The following is a 16,407-nucleotide window of genomic DNA, read 5'->3' on the forward strand; positions in this document are numbered from 1 at the left end:
CTATCGATCAAAAAAGGCTCTCCCGCTAAGGAAGAGCCTTTTTTGATTTATTTCTGTGCCACCAGCACATATAAGGATTGTGCCGGGAAGAATTTCTCCACCACTTCAAATCCCGCTGCCGAGAGCTGCTGTTCCAAGCTACTCGACGTCAAACGCGGCGCTTTGGACCCGCCGGTTTTCGGTTCGAGTTCGATGGCGATCAAATGTCCGCCTGCCTTCAATAAGCTGTGCATGCTTTCGAGCACTGGCCCAAGCGGCGTGATTTCGTGCAAGACGAGCGACGCGAGGATGAGGTCGAGTGAGTCTTCTGCGAGGGCGGCGTCCGTTAATTCGCTGGAAACAAACCCGATATTTTCAATAGCCGCTGCTTGCGCTTTTTCGCTGATCAATTCAAGCATTGCCGGATCCGTGTCGAGTGCAAAGACCGTTTCATCGACTCGCTGTGCGAGCGGCAAAGTAAAGTAACCGGTGCCTGCCCCGAAATCCAGGATGCGGTCGCTGTTTTTGATGTGCAACTGATCGAGCAAGGCTTCCGCTGTCAGGCCGCCGTTTCGCTGCGGATCGTCCAAATAGGCGATTTTGTTATGGTGCTTGTGCATAGGCTCCCTCTTTTCTGCATGGTTCATTCGCCGAATCGTTCTTCCGTGAAGGCCGCGACGACACTGGTGGCAGCAAGGCTTCCTTGTCCAGCTGCGATGATCAATTGCGCAGGCCCCATGGAAATATCACCGCAAGCAAAGACACCTTCGACATTGGTGCGCTGCATCGGGTCGGTCTCCACTCCGCCCCGTTCGTTAATATAGCAGCCCAAATCTTTCGCGATGGATGTCGACTGGTGCCATTCGGCTGTAACGAATCCGCCGGAGCGTTCGATCGTTGTGCCGTCTTCAAACGTGATGGCGCGCAGTTTCCCGTTTTCGCCGTCCAGTGAGCGGATCGGTTCTTCGTAGACGAGGACGCCGTGGTGCTCAAGCGTTTTCTGCTCCGTCGGCGTGATGTGCTTCTTGCCATTGGTCGCGATGATCAAATTGTTCGACCAGTTGGAGACGACTTTTGCAAGATGCCCCGCCGCTTCATTTTCCGAAATGATGACCAAGGGCTCGCCGCGCATTTCATAGCCGTCGCAGAACGGGCAGCTGAATAGGCTTGTGCCATAAAACTCCTGGACGCGCGGAATGTCCGGCAAGGTTTCCGTGAATCCGGTTGCCAGGATTACTTTTCTCGCGTGGAATACTTCCCCGCCTTCCGTTTCGATGCGGAAAGCTTTCGGTTCTTTCGTGACCATTGAGACGCGGCTCGTGTTGATCTGGACATCCGGATAATGCGTGAGTTCTTGTTGAGACAATCGTTTCAGTTCCTGGGGATTGATGCCGTCGCGTGTCAAAAAGCCGTGGGATTCATGCGTCACGCGGTTTCTCGGCTGGTTGTCGTCGAACAGCATGGTCTTTTTCAATGAACGGCCGAGCACGAGCGCTGCGTTGAGCCCCGCCGGCCCGCCGCCGATAATCGCACAATCGAGCAGCGCTTCCTGGTTAGTAAACGAATCGTTCATTTCCCATCGCCTCCTTGGTGTTGTCCTGCCTGTTCTGCAATATCCACTAACAGCTGTTCCTGAAGTTCTTGTTTCATATTGGCTTCAGCGTCCCGCATGACTTTCTCGATTAGGCAGCCTTCGTGGCGATGGAGCGTGCAGTCGAATAAATGGCTTTCGCCTTCAATCGCCTGGATCACATCGAAAAACGAGATGTCCCGCTCGCCGCGCGCCAGCCGGTAGCCGCCTTTTGCGCCCGGCGTCGACTCGATCAAGCCAGCTTTTGTCAGCTTGGTCAAGATTTTCGACAAATAAGTGGGCGATAACTGCTGGGCTTTCGCCAGTTCCTGCACGCCGATCGACGCATCCCTAGGCAACCGGATCAGCTGCACCATCGTATGCAAGGCGTAGTTCGTGGCATTGGAATATTTCATCGGGCATCCTCCTCAAGTTCTTTTGTGGATATTAAAGACTCTTGTTGTCTGTAATTAAAACCAATTTACCACTAGCCATTGTTCCCGTCAACGAGAAACGCTTCGTTTTTATTTCCCGGGCAATGAAGTTCTCACAATGAAAGCATCCGGCTAGCAGAAAATGAAGCCTGTGACGACGTGCCGCTTGATAGCAAACAGCTAAACGCGCTACAGTTAAACAAAGCCGAATTGAAACAAGCGGCTTATTGGAAACCGAATACGACAGGCCAATTGATATTCAATCATTGGGACTGATAAAAACGACAAGGAGTTTGGATATTATGGCTGCTTCACAAAACAACGATCCTGAAAAAAGCTTGAAAAACGTTATGACACTCTATGGCGCCGCCCTGTTCTTAAGTCTAGCGATCTCGATTTTCGCCCACCACCTCGAGGACGTCAGCGGCTTTTTGACCTTCCTCGTGCCGGCAGGGGTGCTGTACTTTTTCGTCTTGTTCGCTTACTTCAAAAAAGGCATGTTCCGAAAAATCGCTTACGGCATCATGGCAGTCATCGGCCTCATCAGCCTGTTTATGATTTTCTATTTGGAAATCACCGGCGGCCATTGATCGAATGGCCACTTTCTGTCAGTAAACGCTTATGACTGTGCTATAATTCGCTTAATGAAAAAGCGAATATTCACACGAAAGGAATGAGCAGCATGAACGAGAAAGTCCTTTTTGTGCTATTGGACGAGTATGCGGACTGGGAAGCAGCGTCTTTGGCGGCGGCATTGAACGAAGAACCGGAAGGCGACGGCCGCAGATTCGATGTGAAAACCGTATCGCTGACAAAAGAGCCGGTTCGATCAATCGGCGGCTTTACCGTAGTGCCCGACTATAGTATTGACGATGCACCGGAGGAATTCGTGGGATTGATTCTCATCGGTGGCAATTCCTGGCGTAAAGACGGCAGCGAACGCGTCATGGAGCTGGTCGACAAAGCAATCAGCCAGCAAGCCGTGCTCGGCGCCATTTGCGACGCCTCGGTATTTCTCGGAAAGAACGGCTTGTTAAACGATGTGCCGCATACGAGCAATCACCTGGAAGATTTGCAGGAAACTTCAGGCGACCGCTACACGAATGAAGCGCACTATCTCCAGCAGCAAGCCGTCCGCAGCGGCCAGCTCATCACCGCGAACGGCTCTGCATTCCTCGAATTCGGGAAAGAAGTGCTCGAAGCGCTGAATGCCGCACCGCAAGCGGAAATCGATGAATGGTACGGGTTTTTCAAGCAAGGCTATCACGATTACACAAAGTCACAGCAGTAGAACGTAGAAATCCCCTTGTTCCGTGTTGGAACAAGGGGATTTTTTTCTGTTTATCGGTTATTTCGCCTGCAGACGCTGGATGACTTGCTGCACCGTTGCAAAGGTCAATAAAGTTTGATCGTCATCTTTGATATTGACGATCTCCATGGCGGTTTTGGGGCTGATGCCGGAAATATACAATTTGCTTCCCATCAGCCTCAGCACATCCTGAATCATCAAGAGGTTGGTATAGAGGAAATTCTTCTCCCACAGTACACCCGTGACGTCGATGATGATGTGCCGTGTGCGCGTATCGCGGACGAAATGGCTCAATTTGGAGGTCAAAACGTCAAACCGCAAATTGTTCATTTTCCCGACCAATGCCACCGCCCCGATATTGTCGTCAATCGGCAAAATTGGCAGCATTTGCTCGTTGATTTCCTGCTCTTTTTCGTTCAGCTCCACTTGCTGTTCCACTTCTTGGGTAATGTCCGTTTGCGTGCCGATGAAATACAAGTGGCCGTCCATGGTGATCGGTTCAATGTTCAGCCGGTTCCAAAACGTTGTGCCGTCTTTTCGGTAGTTTTCCAGCGTGACGGTGATTTTCTCACGTTTTTCGATGGCCTGCCGGATTTTTCCGATGGTGAAACGGTCGGTGTTGTCGCCTTGCAAAAAGCGGCAGTTTCGCCCGATAATCTCGTGTTCTGCGTACCCTGTCAGTTGTGCGAAGGTTTCATTATAGTAGATGATCGGGTTGTCTTGTTGTTCGGGGTCTGTAACGACGGCCGCTACTTGGCTGCCGTTCAGCATGGCTTCTAGTAATTCGCTTTTGATTTCTGTTTGTAAGTGGTTCATATTCATTCTCTCCGATCTATAAGGGTTGGTTTCTGTCATATGTGAAGTCAACATTGCTTGAGTTGGATCGGAGATGGATCATGGTTCGATTTCTTTCAGCGCTGCGGCCAACCTCAAGGCAAAATGCCGAGGCGGCTCGAGCGATTCCATCGTGATTTCAACAAGGTTCTGATTCATGTGGATGCACTGGCGAAATGCAATCGGCAGCGGAATCGGGAATTTGCGCAAGGTGTCTTCAAAGGCCAGTATTTCTTCCGGCAAGATGTATATACGGGCTTTATTGTCAGCCGCGCCGTCTTGCTGGAAATGCCCGAAGCTGATTTCCATGTCCAGTTTGAAAACGAAAAGACTGGAGCCGAGGAAAATGTCCAGTTTCTTGGTTTTCGTAAAACGGAACTTTCCTTCACGGTATTCACAGCGTGCCTTCAAGGTTCTTTTGACTTCATCAGCAATCAATAACTCTTCGTTCACTTATACCGTCCTTTCGTCCTGTTCCGCGGCTCCAAAAATTTTCCATAATGTCCTATACCCGAAATTATTGCTTTTTTCCCATTCAATGAAAATTTTTCTAAACCTTTTACTCATGCCCTTTTAACAATTTTAGTTAATCAGGACTTTGTGTGCGTTTCGAGAAGAAGGTTTCGGCAACAAAATCGCTTTTAATGATGGTGCCCGGAGCTCCCCCCATCCGATCCGGCCTTTCCTTCAGGCTGTCGAGTTCGCTTTCGGAAAGTTCCCCGACAATGAATTGGTGATATTGTATGTATTATTTCGACTCTATTCAGTAAACGCCTAAAATCGTATTTTAGATTAAAGCTTGGCAAAACTTATGAAATGTCGCCCCACCAAAAAGAGGGATGCGCCATCGTTCAGCACATCCCTCTTCCAGCTCTATTGCCCGATTTAATAAATCACGCCCGATAGCAATACAAAATTAGGTACCGCGACAGCCAAATTTGCCGAAAGGTCCGACAGAAAAGCTCACAGATCAAAGAAGATAAATACCAGGTGATCAGGGTGACAGTATAAGCATGGCTAAGAAAGTATGTTTCATTCTATCCATTCCTCTACTAATCTCTTCCCTCATTCTGAATGATCTCTCCTTTTCCATTCTGAGGCGTTAACCGATACTCCTGAATTTGCTTTGAAGCTAAATTTCCGTTCCGGACTTTTCTTTTTTAGGAAGTTACCATGTGCTAAAGATGTCATTAAATCTTATGTCAATAAACAGAAAAAACGCTTGCCAGAGCAGGCAAACAGTTTTTATGCTTTGACTTATAGCTTCCTTATTTTCCTGCTACAACATTATCGAAGGGGATAAGTTGGCCATCTAAAAAAACAGCGATTTTATCGTGTTCTTCGCCCGTTTCCAATTTGTACGAATACTGCTGAAGCTCGTTGTGGGCTCCTTCATCCGAAACATTCAGCAACATCTTCACCATATCGCCCTCTACTTTCAGGTCGTGTTCAACAATGCCAGGACTGTGAAACACTATAAATGAATAATTGTTTCGATAGATCTGTTGGAGCCTGAGGTCTGTATCCACGTTTATCTGAACATCATAAGGCAATATATGAACTTTTTTAAAGCTCGCCCTATCATTGAATTCATAAATACCGATACTAATCACTAAAGTCACCGCTGCCAGTAAAAGCATTTTTTTCATGCGCCACTCTCCTTAACAGTCTTTATTGCGATTCAATGTACGTGAAGACCTTATTCACTCTTGAGTTAACTCTTTTTTATACAACACATGCTTTCTTAACGGACTGCCTTCTGGAACGCGCGGATGCTCGAATTCTCCCGTTTTCTCCATGCCGATCCGTTTCATGACGGTTTCAGACGGTGTGTTGACCGTTGAAGTGAACGAGTAGATTTCTCTTTTGCCAAGCTCTTCGAACGCATACGCCAGGCAAGCCTTCGCTCCTTCTGTCGCATAGCCTTTTTTCCAAAACTTCTGTTCCAAGCGCCAGCCGATCTCAGTTGCGTCTTCAATTCCGATATCGAAATTGACATCCAATAAACCGATAAAGCCGATAAACGCCCCATCCTCTTTCCGTTCCACCGCCCAAAGCCCATAGCCCTTCTCCTCGAAATGCACTTCGATTCGCTCGATCAAGGCGTCCGATTCGGTACGGCTCAAGGTTTTCGGAAAGAACTCCATTACGTCAGGGTTTGCATTTAAAGCCGCAAACGGCACATGGTCAGACGTTTTCCACCGCCTGAATCCGAGCCGTTCGGATTCGAATAAATAGCCGTTCTCCATCTAATCTTCCTTTCACAATTCTTTTTCCTCTGGCTTTGTTTCCTCTGCTGCTAAAAAGTATTTCGCTTTCCATTCATTGTCTGTCGCTTTGATCAAAAGCACCAACCCGATAATGAAAAAGAACACGCTCAAGATAATTGGGACAAGCCCCACTTCCCACAGTGCTGATAAATACAGGCCAAATTCTCTCGAATAGCCAGTTTCCTTTAATTGCGGTGAGTACACCGCCGCTGCGACCAAAGTAAACCCGAATAATAAAATACCTGAAATAACACCGATACCGCCACCAATCAATTGCTTCATAGTATTTCCCCCTAATTTAGTTATAAAAAAACAGGCGTCCGGAATCCGAACCGCCTGTTTTCATGTGTTACTCGAACAATTGCTGGATGCTTTGCGTCGGCAAAGCGCCTTCACCGCCGAGGATGTAAATGCCGCTGACGGTTTTCAGCTGTGTTTGAACTGTTTTCACGGTCGCCGCGTTCGGCCCGTTCGGTGCAGTCAAGACAAGTGGTGCTTTCGTTTTTGCTGCCAATACGGATCCAGCGAGTGCATCCGGGTAGTTCGCGCCGGTCGACAAGTACATGTTCTGGTTATCGAAAGATGCTTTGAAATGGTTGATGACCGCGCTGTTCGTTTCATAGCGTGATGCGCCGGACAAACGGACCGGATTTTTGATTTCTTTTGCTGTGCTGTCAGAAACAGCGCCCTTACCTCCAACGATGAAGGTTTTGCTATAAGCTTTCGCCGCGAAGTGTGCTTTCACTTCCGCTGGCAAGCCGTTCGGTTTCGTCAGCAAGATCGGCATTTTCTGGCTGCCGGCGACCGGTGCGATCGACAAGGCATCCGCAAATGTCGAGCCTGTTGCGACGACTGCTTGTGTCGAGTTCGTCATTTTTTTCGCAATATTGACGGATGTTTCGTAGCGGTTTTTGCCGCTGATGCGTTTGATCCCTGCTGCTTTGATGCCAAGTTCGTTCAGTTCCATTTCGACCATCGGGCTGATTGCGCCCTGTCCGCCGATCAATGTCACTTCTTCCACTTTCAAACGTTTCAGTTCATCTTTTACCGAGGCTGGAATCGAATCGGTTTTCGTGAGCAATAGCGGTGCGTTTTGATATGCCGCGAGCGGCGCTGCACTCAAGGCATCCGGGAAATCGCCGCCTGTTGCCAAAACAACTTTTTTAGATGTACTCCAGCCTTTTTTCGATACTTCCACCGCTGTATCGTAGCGGCTTGCCCCGCTGATGCGGTCAGCAAGATTCCATTTATCATTCAGTGCCAGAATCGCTTGTGCGCCGTTCAAACGGCCCCAACCGGAGACAAGATCAAAGCCTGGTGCCAATTCTTCCATCTCATATGGGAAATCTTCCTCAAAGCCCCATTCATCTTCAAAACTTGGCGGACCGTCTTCTGCTATAAACGTGACATCATCCGCGGATGCTGTCAGCAAATTCTCGAGCTGACCTGACGTGAGATCCGGATTGATCGATTTCAAGACACCCGCAACTGCCGCGACGTGCGGAGCTGCCATGGATGTTCCGGACATCAAGCTTACATTGCCGTCCGGCAGCAAACTTGGAATATCCGTACCCGGTGCGACCAAGTCAAGCTCTTCACCGTAGCTCGAGTAATCCGAGACGAGGTCGAGTTTGTTCGTTGCGCCGACTGCGATGGCGTATTTCGATGAAGCCGGGTAGGACACTTCTTCCCATCCGTCATTTCCAGACGCTGCGACAATCGTCACACCGCGCTCGCTTGCGTATTTCATGGCGTATTCCAAGACGCGGCTGTAGCCGCCGCCAAGGCTCATGTTGATGATATCCGTTCCTTGGTCAGTTGCCCAGATGATTCCGTATGCGATTTGTTCCGTATCGCCGTACCCTGATGCATCCAGCACTTTCACCGGCAGGATCTTCGTAGACTGGTTGATGCCTGTCATCGAATAATCATTGCCCGCTTCCGCTGCGATAATGCCGGAAACGTGCGTGCCGTGTCCTTGGTCATCGAATGCTTTATTGTCGTCATTAATGAAATCATAGCCTGTGCTGATCACTTGGTTCTTCAAATCAGCCAGTGTGTAATCAACGCCGGTATCGATGACCGCTGTGATGACTTCTGACTGGCCTTTTTGGGCTGCAAGCGACGTCATTTCCTCGAAATCGATGTCCGCGTCTTCAATGCCAAAGCCGTCGCCCTTGTTTTCAAGCGACCATTGCTCGTTATAATACGCATCTTCTGAGTGAAGCTTGTATTGCTGTACCGGTTCGATGAACTCAACTTCCGGCAAATCTTCAAGCGACTGCAAAGTTTTATCCGTTGAAGCGGCTGACATCCCTGACTTCAAATCCACCACAAAGAACTGGTCGAATTTCGGTGCATCAGCGTCAAACTCAGAAACGGACTGGATGCCGGCTGTTCCGGCTTCCGCTTTTGTCAGCGTTTCGCCTTCTTTTACTTTCACGATAACTTTATTGATGGAAGCATCTTTTACGACGTATGGAGTCGGAAGCATGGCCGACATGACCGATTTTCCAGCCAGTTTGTTAATGTTGATCGCTTGCCCTGCTGCTTCCACATCGTCTTTCAAATTCGCAGGCGCTGTTTTCAATGCGAGCGCGTACAATTCGCTGATCGCTTTCTGGTCTGCTGCAGTGATCGTCTTCGAGCTTTGGAAACCATTTTCCGCAATACTCGTGATCAAGCCGTCGAGCTGATTGAGGTTTTTCTTCAATGAATCACGGACGCTTGCTTCCTTCACGGCCTGATAGCCGATAAATGGCGCCAGTTTATAGTAGAGCTTAGTCAATTCTTTGCCGCTTTCTGTTTGGGAAAGCACTTCGCCGCGGATCACGCGCAATTGGTCAAGCAGCGCCTGGTCGCCAGCTGCGTCGCCCATGACAAGTTCTGCTGGGCATTGCTCATCGTTTGTCGGTTTCGATGCTTTCACGGTGACACCGTCAAAGCCGATCGTGTAGCTCGCATCTTCCGCTTCTTCGCCTTCAGGCAACTCCACGAGCAATTCGTCAGCGTAAGACGAGACCTTTATGTAGTAAGGGCCTTCCCAGGCAATCGGGAATTTCACAGTCGATTTCATTTCTGCAAAACTGTAGTTGCTGAACGGGTCAAAGGGTTGGTCGGCGGTCGCGCGTTCTGCGTCCGGGTAGACAGTAAAGGTCAATTCATCATCAGACTGGAGAGAAACTTCAAAATGTGTATGTGCAGTGACTTGGGCAGGATCGACGTCGATCCGGTACCAATGCTCGTTATCTTCTGCAGAAAACGTATCGCTTACGTCATCTCCTTGTTCCAGTACATCTGCATCCACCAAATCTTCGGCTTGCGCCGTTTGTGTTGCCGGTAAAACCCCAAAAAGTGATACACCCATTAAAAAACTCGTCGCAATCTTGAACGCGCGGTCCATCCTACCATCCCCATTTCAATTTTTTTACAATTTCATTAAATCCATTAAAGCACATCGGAAGACATAAAAATAGATACTTTCAAAAATATTTTTTCGGGACTTTTGATGCCCTCGGAATCTTCGTCACAGTGACTGAACCGCGAATAAAAAATAGAGAAAATATGCTTGAATGGGCATATCTTCTCCTCGTCTCTTCCTTCATTTTTTCGCTTGCTGTTTTGGCATATCGAGCGGCGTAAAATAATATGAACAGTCCGGCCAGCCCAATTCTTCACTGAGGATGTCAAAAGTCGAGCGGAAAAATTCCTGCATCGCTTGCGCCGGGTCGGGCGAGCCCGCAACTTTATCGAGCATCAGGAAGTATTCGCTCATCGAAGCTTCAAAATACGCATCGGCAGGCTTTAACCGCTCGCTGTCGAGTTCTTTATTGACGAACGGATAGGGCAGTACAAAAAATGCCGGCACATCCACATTGGCGTCGCCGGTCCAGAAACCGTATTCGATGAAGTGTTCATCGAACGCCGCTTTTTCGATGACTTTGTCTTCCGGATACGGCTGGCGGATGCCTGGCAAAACGAGTGACGAAACGTCAAACGTTCCCCAAAACAGCGCGGGTTTCATTTTTCGGGAGCGCAGCGGGCCGATAAACTTCAGCTGTGCTGCGGCTGCAAAATGAAACAGTTTAAGCCCGCGTATGGCTTGTTCCCAATTGAAGCTTAGCGGCGTGTCGTCTTCGTTCAGGTTGGTTTTGTACGCCATCTCCTGCGGTTTCGGATTGATCTTCAACTCGATGCCTTTCGATGCCAGCGCTTCGAAAATCTCTTCGAAATAGGTTTTGATCGACTTGGCCGTTTCGATCGGCACAGCTTGCACATTGCCTTCGACATTGATAAGAATGCGGCTTTCGTAAATATCCAAGTCGACTTGAAACGCCTGATCCTGATGGAACAACAAACCCGTCGTAAACCCGTTTGGCGTCACAGCAAGCGTGACATGTGCCCATTGCGGTTCCTGCTCGGCGGTTTCGAGCTTGATCTTGCCGAGAATCTGTGACAGCAAATGCAAAGTGAACTTCGTATCGGCCCATTCGGAATGCTTGATCACGTCCATTTTCTTCTCCTCCTCAGGATTTCAAATCCATAGGCGCCGGCAGTTTCTATTCCTCCTTATATTCGACATGCTTGCTGACTTTCCTATCCAATTGATGGAAAAAGAGGGACAAATACCGGTTTAAAAAAGCTATACGAAAAGCCGTTCCGAAAATGATACCGGAACGGCTTCGTAAGTTGATGCGTCACGTTTTACTTCTCAATGCTTAACCCCTGGCACATCTTTCCGGACCACATCGAACAGGCCTGCGCCGATCACTTCAAGCGCTGATTGCATGCGTTCTTCGGAGACATTGTCTTCAATAGTGTCTTGTGGCGTGTGATAGACTTTTTCAATGTGGTAGACGAGAGGGTTCCAGCTGTCGATACCCATCCAGATGAAGAGGGCGGCCGGGATGCCTGCATTATGGAACGGTACATGGTCACTCGAGCCGAACTGGCCTGGGAGGATGTCCGAGTTCCCGAGGCGTGCACCGGCAGCGACGGTCGATTCAGTGACGATGTTGCTTGAGCCGTCGACGGTCATCGCATACAGATTTTCCGCTTTCTCGTAGCTTGTCGCCACCATGTCCGGATTGTAGACCGCTTCGATCTTGTCACGCTCCGCCTGGCTCAACTGATCGACGTAATAACGTGCGCCAAGCAAGCCGCGCTCCTCAGAACCAAAGGCAATGAACTTCATGTCCTTATCGGTGTTGTAGCTTTTGAAGACGCGTGCCAATTCGAGCATCAGGGCTGTTCCGGACACGTTATCGTTCGCGCCCGGTGCACCGACGACGCTATCCATATGGGCCGTCAGCAGCACTTCCTTAGCATCCGCATCTTTCGATTTCGCTTTTTTCGTTCCGATGACGTTGACCGATTCGAGGTCCGTATAATGCGTCGCGGTCAAGTTCAGGCTGACCGGCCCATCCGCGAGCTGTTCTTTCAGCCATTCGCCTTGGATGTACGCCGCCCCGTATACCGGCACGTCATAGGATTTCGTCAGGTTCGGGTTGAACGTCGAGCCGTAGTTGCCGCGGCCGCCGACGACACTTTGCAGGATGACGCCCGCTGCTCCCGCTTCGATCGCGTTATCGACTTGTGTACGATAAGCAGCGGTCGATGACTCGCGCGTCAACAGGACAATCTTGCCTTCGGTATCTGCCGGGAAATCGGCTGCCGATGCGCCGCCCTCCACGTAAATGACCGGTGCCTCAACTGCCTGCCGGCTCACTTTGCCGTTCGGCGCAGCGCCCATTTCCCAAACGGTGCCGTCAGAAAATGCAGCTTCCCCGATATACTGGTCCGCTACCGGGAAGTACTGGTACTCGACGTCAAAGCCAAGCCCTTGTAACGTGTCCGCCACATAATCAGCCGCTTCTTTCTCCCCTTCGAGTCCGCCCGGGCGGGAACCGATTTCTTCAGACAAGTAGCGGATGTGCTCAATCGCCCGCTCCGCATCGACGCGGTTGACGATCTTCTGATCATGCGCTGCGCCGGTATTGCCGTTCGCCGCATAGGCGACGCTTGCCGTGCCCGAATCCGCGACCGGCAAGATCATTGGGGAGACACTCAAGACGAGCGCCCCGGCCAGTGTATAGCTCAGGAATTTCTTTTTCAGCCCTGTGGTTTTCACTTCATTTGATAGATGGTCTTTTTTCATTCGACAGCCACTCCCTCGTCTGGATTATTTTCGGATCAATTGGTAAACGGATGCACCGACCAAATCGCCTGCTTCTTTCAGGCGTTCTGCGCTGATGAATTCAATCGTATCAAGCGGCGTGTGGTAATACGGCTCAAGGTTCGCCGTGCCCGGCTCTCTGCGGATAAAGTTCACTGCCGGAATGCCCGCTTCGTAGAACGGCACGTGGTCGGACGATCCGCGCTGATACAGAATCAGTTCAGACGGCGTGCCGATGCGTTCGCCGGTCGCTTTCGCGGTTTCCGTGACGATGTTCGCCTGGCCATCGAGCGTGTTCATGTAAATCGCCGTGGCGTTGTCCCAAGACGTGCCGACCATGTCCATATTGAAGTTGCCGATGCTTCTCGCCACTTCGTCCTCTGTCAGTTCGCTGACGTAATGGCGCGAGCCGAGCAAGCCGATTTCTTCAGCGCCGACAAAGACAAAGCGCACTTCTTCATCGATCGGATAGCTCTTCAAGACGCGTGCAATTTCGAGTGCCACAGCCGTACCGGATGCATTGTCGCTCGCACCGGCCGCGAACGGCACGCTGTCGTAATGCGCGCTGACGTGGACGATGCCGTCACTGCCGCCTTTTTTCGGCGTGCGTGTCGCGATGATGTTTTCCGAGGTCGCGCCTTCAAACGCCTGGACGGTCAACGTGACAGTTGCGTCCGCTGCCAGGACGTCCGTTTTCAACGCTTCCCCGCTCGCTTTGGTGATGCCGCCGACCGGGATGGCCATTTCATTGCCGCCGAGTGACGGATTGAGCGGCCCCGCCTGGTCGATATTGTTATAGATCAAGACGCCCGCAGCCCCTGCTGCTTCGGCATTCTTTACTTTTTCCGCAAAGGTGAAGCCACCGCGTTGGATCAAGGCGATTTTCCCTGACGCGTCCGCGCTGAAATCAGCCGGATAGCCGAGTCCCGCATCATACAGCTGCGCCGTTAAGCCTGCGTCAGCTGTCGCCGCGGAACCCGATGGAATATTGATCAATACTTCATCTCCCGATTCGGTATGCAAATGCCCAATCACCAAATTCGGGATGCTGAATTCCTGTACCTCGACTTCATAGCCGTAGGATTCAAGGCGCTGTTCCAGGAAATCCGCGGTTTCTTTCTCCGCTTCGGTTCCCGCGACGCGCGGGCCGATCGTTTCGGTCAGATGGTAGACATCTTCATACATCCGCTCCTGGTCGATGCGCGCAATCACTTTCTGGTCGAATGCCGCGCCGCTTTTCCCTGGAGCTGCTTGCGCGGCCTGCTGTTCGAACAGGCCGGTCGGTGCTGCGTAAAAACTGGACGTGACGAGCAGCGCCGATAAAAACGCCGTTTTCCACTTCATGTTTTTCAATTCATCTTCCTCCTTTTAATGGGTTCTAGTTACAGCCCTAACAAGTATTCCCTTCTACCCGAAAATTTCCCTTCCCGAAATATTGAAAACGGTTACAAAGTTATAGAATATTCAGTCATTAGAATAGAAAGTACTACCAGCTTAATGAAAATCAGGAAGTGTCCTAGGACTTAACTAATACTCCTTAAAAATTTTTCGAAACCTTTGATCGTTTTAATCTTGTCGCGCAGATCATTGGTTTATTTGCATAAAAAAACTCTCCATAGCGGAGAGTTTCGAATAAAGTTTCAAGCTATGGCTAACACTTCTTGCAATTCATCCCCACCACATCGCCGTGACAAAAAAAGCCCATAACGAAGCAGCCGGTGCCACGGTGAATAAAACAACTGCATATAGTTCCCTGTGGGCATGGAACTTCTCCTGATGCTTAATCAACAGAAGCAATGAAAGCCCAGACATGATGTACAGAAATATTCCCGCCACCGTCAATCCCGTCAGATAATAAATAGGAGCAACCGGCACCGTGTGCTCACTTAAAAAATAGGCTGTGCCTTGCCCGAATATGCAAAAATAACTGGCCAGCAAAAAACTCAGCAGTAAACTCCATTGAAGTTTTTCCATCTTTTTCTCCTTGTTTATCTCTTTGTCAGTACTTCTCAGTCAGCTCCAAATACTCTTCAATGGCAGAACTCAATGATTTCTGCGCATCCTGCCAAAATGCCACTTGCGTGATATCCGCTCCCAGGTAATGTTCGCCCAATTGCTCTACGGTCATTTTTCCGGAATCGCGCAATAACGCATCGTAGCGCTCCGGGAATCCGCCCGGCTGCTGTTTGGCTTGTTCGTATACGCCGTTGCTGAATAAATAGCCGATCGTGTATGGAATATTATAGAACGCCTTTTCGGCATCGTAGAAATGGCCGATGAACATCCATTTGTGAAGCGCCAACTCCTCGACCAATCCGCCGTAGATCTCATTTTCCACCTCGGCGATCATCTTTTTGATCTGTGCTGCGGAAATCATGCCCTCTGCCCGTTGATCGTAAAACTTTCGTTCGAATCGGAACATATTCGGCACGCTCACGACGTATTTCAAGCCGTCACGGATCTTCATTTCGAGCATGGCGAGCCGTTCATTTTCGTCTGCCGTCTGTTCGATGACCGCATCCAGTACCAGATTCTCCATGAACGTAGAAGCCGTTTCCGCAACACTCGTGCCTTTTTGCTGCGCAAGCGCCGGTTCGTCGTGAATGATGTGGTTATGATAAGCGTGGCCCAGTTCATGCGCCAAGGTTATCAAGTCCTGATAAGTCTCACGATACGTCAGGAAAATCCGGCTTTCTTTGGCCAATGGCATTGAAGCACAAAAGCCGCCTTCTGCTTTGCCCGGCCGGTTCTCGGCTTCAATCCAATCCTGTTCAAATGCCCGGTCGGCAAAATTCCCGAGCTTGTCGCTGAACTGATGGAATTGCTTGCTGATGACGGTTTTCGCCGAAGTAAAATCCACTTTGTCTGAAAGCGAAAACGCTGGCGACTCCAGATCAAACCAGCTGGCTGAATCTTGGTCCGCCACTTTCAATTTCCGTTCGATATACGCTCTGTACAAATCCTTATTGCCGTCGATGGCTGTGAGCATCGCATCGATTGAGGCTTCCTGGATCCGGTTATGCTCGAGCATCTCTTTCAATTTATTGTCCCAGCCGCGCTGTTCGTAAATAGCCAAACGAGATCCCGCCACACGGTTCAAAATGGCCGCCACGGTATCAGCTTGCGCTTCGCATGTTTCGGCGACAGCTTCAGCTGCCCGCTTTCGGCTGGCGCGGTCTTTGCCGTTTACTGCTTCATTCAACGCCTGGCCAATCGATACGTGCTGCAGTTCTCCGTCGAGTTCAATCGGCACTCTCAATTTAGTCAAAACCAGTTCGTGCTGCTGTTCCCACCCCGACAAGCCATTGACGGACAGTGCGCTGATCATCCGCTCCAGTTCAGCCGGCAAACGGTCTTTGACCATCCGTCTTCTTTCATTCAAATAAAACGACGAGGCTTCAACGCGGCCGGAAGCAGTGAACGTTTGCCACTCTGCCTCGGTAAATTCAGCAAATACTTGATCCAACTCGATTTGCAAGGAAGCGAGTTTTGCTTTTAGCACCGCGCTTTCATCCATCAAAGCGATCGCCGCCTGATCCGCCACATTTTCTGCGTATGCACAGATTGCGAAATCATCGAGCTGCTCCCAGGCGAGCAGGGCATACTGAAATTGATCGATGATTTCCAACAAGGCATCGTTGTCGCGCACGTCCATCCCGCGGTAGTTTTGCAATTGCCCAGCTGCCTGCTCGAGCGTATTTTGCAAGTCTTTCAAGAACGCTTTCAGTTCTTCTGATCGGCTCGTTCCGGCATATAAAGAAGTTAAGTTCCACGTTTGTGCAGTTGTCTGTTCCACGAATAATCCCCTTTTTATCTGCGGCAGCATCCTACTGCCT

General features: G+C 50.0%; 16 protein-coding genes. 2 read left to right on the forward strand and 14 right to left on the reverse strand.

Translation table 11 applies throughout. The features are described from left to right. Positions 1-47 precede the first annotated feature (47 nt). From DFR62_RS06685 to DFR62_RS06695, 3 genes are read right to left on the reverse strand one after another with little or no spacing between them, the layout of a single operon-like run. Positions 48-599: a class I SAM-dependent methyltransferase gene (locus tag DFR62_RS06685; protein WP_158290820.1), complete on the reverse strand. Its 552-nt coding sequence runs from the start codon at positions 597-599 to the stop codon at positions 48-50. 23 nt (positions 600-622) lie between these two features. Beyond that, positions 623-1,552, reverse strand: coding sequence for an NAD(P)/FAD-dependent oxidoreductase (locus tag DFR62_RS06690; RefSeq protein WP_121298947.1), 930 nt, complete (start codon positions 1,550-1,552; stop codon positions 623-625). Then, positions 1,549-1,965, reverse strand: coding sequence for an Rrf2 family transcriptional regulator (locus DFR62_RS06695; RefSeq protein ID WP_121298950.1), 417 nt, complete (start codon positions 1,963-1,965; stop codon positions 1,549-1,551). The genes DFR62_RS06690 and DFR62_RS06695 overlap by 4 nt, the downstream gene beginning before the upstream one ends. 320 nt (positions 1,966-2,285) lie before the next feature. Here DFR62_RS06695 and DFR62_RS06700 point away from each other — a divergent pair, with 320 nt between their 5' ends. Together DFR62_RS06700 and DFR62_RS06705 are read left to right on the forward strand one after the other, a co-directional pair. After that, positions 2,286-2,573, forward strand: a complete 288-nt coding sequence (locus DFR62_RS06700; RefSeq protein WP_121298952.1) for a hypothetical protein — start codon at positions 2,286-2,288, stop codon at positions 2,571-2,573. Between the two features lie 92 nt (positions 2,574-2,665). Then, entirely contained in the window at positions 2,666-3,274 is a 609-nt protein-coding gene (locus DFR62_RS06705; RefSeq protein ID WP_121298954.1) for a type 1 glutamine amidotransferase family protein, read from the forward strand. 57 nt (positions 3,275-3,331) lie between these two features. On the opposite strand, the gene ytvA is transcribed toward DFR62_RS06705, so the two are convergent. The 11 genes from ytvA to DFR62_RS06760 form a co-directional block, all read right to left on the reverse strand. Further along, a complete protein-coding gene (gene ytvA, locus DFR62_RS06710; protein WP_241663117.1) occupies positions 3,332-4,108 on the reverse strand; it encodes a YtvA family blue-light photoreceptor in 777 nt (258 codons plus the stop codon). A 78-nt stretch (positions 4,109-4,186) separates the two neighbouring features. Beyond that, on the reverse strand, positions 4,187-4,579 hold the full coding sequence (locus DFR62_RS06715) for a hypothetical protein (protein ID WP_121298956.1): 393 nt from the start codon (positions 4,577-4,579) through the stop codon (positions 4,187-4,189). Between the two features lie 815 nt (positions 4,580-5,394). Continuing rightward, positions 5,395-5,775, reverse strand: coding sequence for a hypothetical protein (locus DFR62_RS06720; RefSeq protein ID WP_121298958.1), 381 nt, complete (start codon positions 5,773-5,775; stop codon positions 5,395-5,397). Positions 5,776-5,829: 54 nt separating this feature from the next. Continuing rightward, a complete protein-coding gene (locus DFR62_RS06725; protein ID WP_121298960.1) occupies positions 5,830-6,375 on the reverse strand; it encodes a GNAT family N-acetyltransferase in 546 nt (181 codons plus the stop codon). Positions 6,376-6,387: 12 nt separating this feature from the next. Beyond that, positions 6,388-6,678 carry a hypothetical protein gene (locus DFR62_RS06730; RefSeq protein ID WP_121298962.1) on the reverse strand — a complete coding sequence of 97 codons (291 nt, stop codon included), beginning with the start codon at positions 6,676-6,678 and terminating at the stop codon, positions 6,388-6,390. Positions 6,679-6,745: 67 nt separating this feature from the next. Beyond that, complete coding sequence (locus tag DFR62_RS06735; RefSeq protein WP_121298964.1) at positions 6,746-9,799, reverse strand: cell wall-binding repeat-containing protein; 3,054 nt, start codon at positions 9,797-9,799, stop codon at positions 6,746-6,748. Positions 9,800-9,997: 198 nt separating this feature from the next. Further along, entirely contained in the window at positions 9,998-10,909 is a 912-nt protein-coding gene (locus tag DFR62_RS06740; RefSeq protein ID WP_121298966.1) for a DUF5996 family protein, read from the reverse strand. A 198-nt stretch (positions 10,910-11,107) separates the two neighbouring features. Further along, positions 11,108-12,553, reverse strand: coding sequence for a M20/M25/M40 family metallo-hydrolase (locus tag DFR62_RS06745; protein WP_175578525.1), 1,446 nt, complete (start codon positions 12,551-12,553; stop codon positions 11,108-11,110). Positions 12,554-12,577: 24 nt separating this feature from the next. Next, positions 12,578-13,915 carry a M20/M25/M40 family metallo-hydrolase gene (locus DFR62_RS06750; RefSeq protein WP_101192238.1) on the reverse strand — a complete coding sequence of 446 codons (1,338 nt, stop codon included), beginning with the start codon at positions 13,913-13,915 and terminating at the stop codon, positions 12,578-12,580. A 324-nt stretch (positions 13,916-14,239) separates the two neighbouring features. After that, entirely contained in the window at positions 14,240-14,545 is a 306-nt protein-coding gene (locus tag DFR62_RS06755) for a hypothetical protein (protein WP_121298968.1), read from the reverse strand. Positions 14,546-14,570: 25 nt separating this feature from the next. After that, the gene (locus DFR62_RS06760) at positions 14,571-16,367 is read right to left on the reverse strand and encodes a M3 family oligoendopeptidase (protein WP_175578529.1); all 1,797 of its coding nucleotides are present in this window, start codon (positions 16,365-16,367) and stop codon (positions 14,571-14,573) included. Positions 16,368-16,407 lie beyond the last annotated feature (40 nt).

Source organism: Planococcus citreus (genome assembly GCF_003664125.1).
Classification (GTDB): Bacteria; Bacillota; Bacilli; order Bacillales_A; family Planococcaceae; genus Planococcus; species Planococcus citreus.

What these genes read in the sequence shown, in the direction of transcription:
- DFR62_RS06685 (WP_158290820.1), bottom strand. Translation starts at nt 599, where the DNA reads ATGCACAAGCACCATAACAAAATCGCCTATTTGGACGATCCGCAGCGA.
- DFR62_RS06690 (WP_121298947.1), bottom strand. Translation starts at nt 1,552, where the DNA reads ATGAACGATTCGTTTACTAACCAGGAAGCGCTGCTCGATTGTGCGATT.
- DFR62_RS06695 (WP_121298950.1), bottom strand. Translation starts at nt 1,965, where the DNA reads ATGAAATATTCCAATGCCACGAACTACGCCTTGCATACGATGGTGCAG.
- DFR62_RS06700 (WP_121298952.1), top strand. Translation starts at nt 2,286, where the DNA reads ATGGCTGCTTCACAAAACAACGATCCTGAAAAAAGCTTGAAAAACGTT.
- DFR62_RS06705 (WP_121298954.1), top strand. Translation starts at nt 2,666, where the DNA reads ATGAACGAGAAAGTCCTTTTTGTGCTATTGGACGAGTATGCGGACTGG.
- ytvA (WP_241663117.1), bottom strand. Translation starts at nt 4,108, where the DNA reads ATGAACCACTTACAAACAGAAATCAAAAGCGAATTACTAGAAGCCATG.
- DFR62_RS06720 (WP_121298958.1), bottom strand. Translation starts at nt 5,775, where the DNA reads ATGAAAAAAATGCTTTTACTGGCAGCGGTGACTTTAGTGATTAGTATC.
- DFR62_RS06725 (WP_121298960.1), bottom strand. Translation starts at nt 6,375, where the DNA reads ATGGAGAACGGCTATTTATTCGAATCCGAACGGCTCGGATTCAGGCGG.
- DFR62_RS06730 (WP_121298962.1), bottom strand. Translation starts at nt 6,678, where the DNA reads ATGAAGCAATTGATTGGTGGCGGTATCGGTGTTATTTCAGGTATTTTA.
- DFR62_RS06735 (WP_121298964.1), bottom strand. Translation starts at nt 9,799, where the DNA reads ATGGACCGCGCGTTCAAGATTGCGACGAGTTTTTTAATGGGTGTATCA.
- DFR62_RS06740 (WP_121298966.1), bottom strand. Translation starts at nt 10,909, where the DNA reads ATGGACGTGATCAAGCATTCCGAATGGGCCGATACGAAGTTCACTTTG.
- DFR62_RS06745 (WP_175578525.1), bottom strand. Translation starts at nt 12,553, where the DNA reads ATGAAAAAAGACCATCTATCAAATGAAGTGAAAACCACAGGGCTGAAA.
- DFR62_RS06750 (WP_101192238.1), bottom strand. Translation starts at nt 13,915, where the DNA reads ATGAAGTGGAAAACGGCGTTTTTATCGGCGCTGCTCGTCACGTCCAGT.
- DFR62_RS06755 (WP_121298968.1), bottom strand. Translation starts at nt 14,545, where the DNA reads ATGGAAAAACTTCAATGGAGTTTACTGCTGAGTTTTTTGCTGGCCAGT.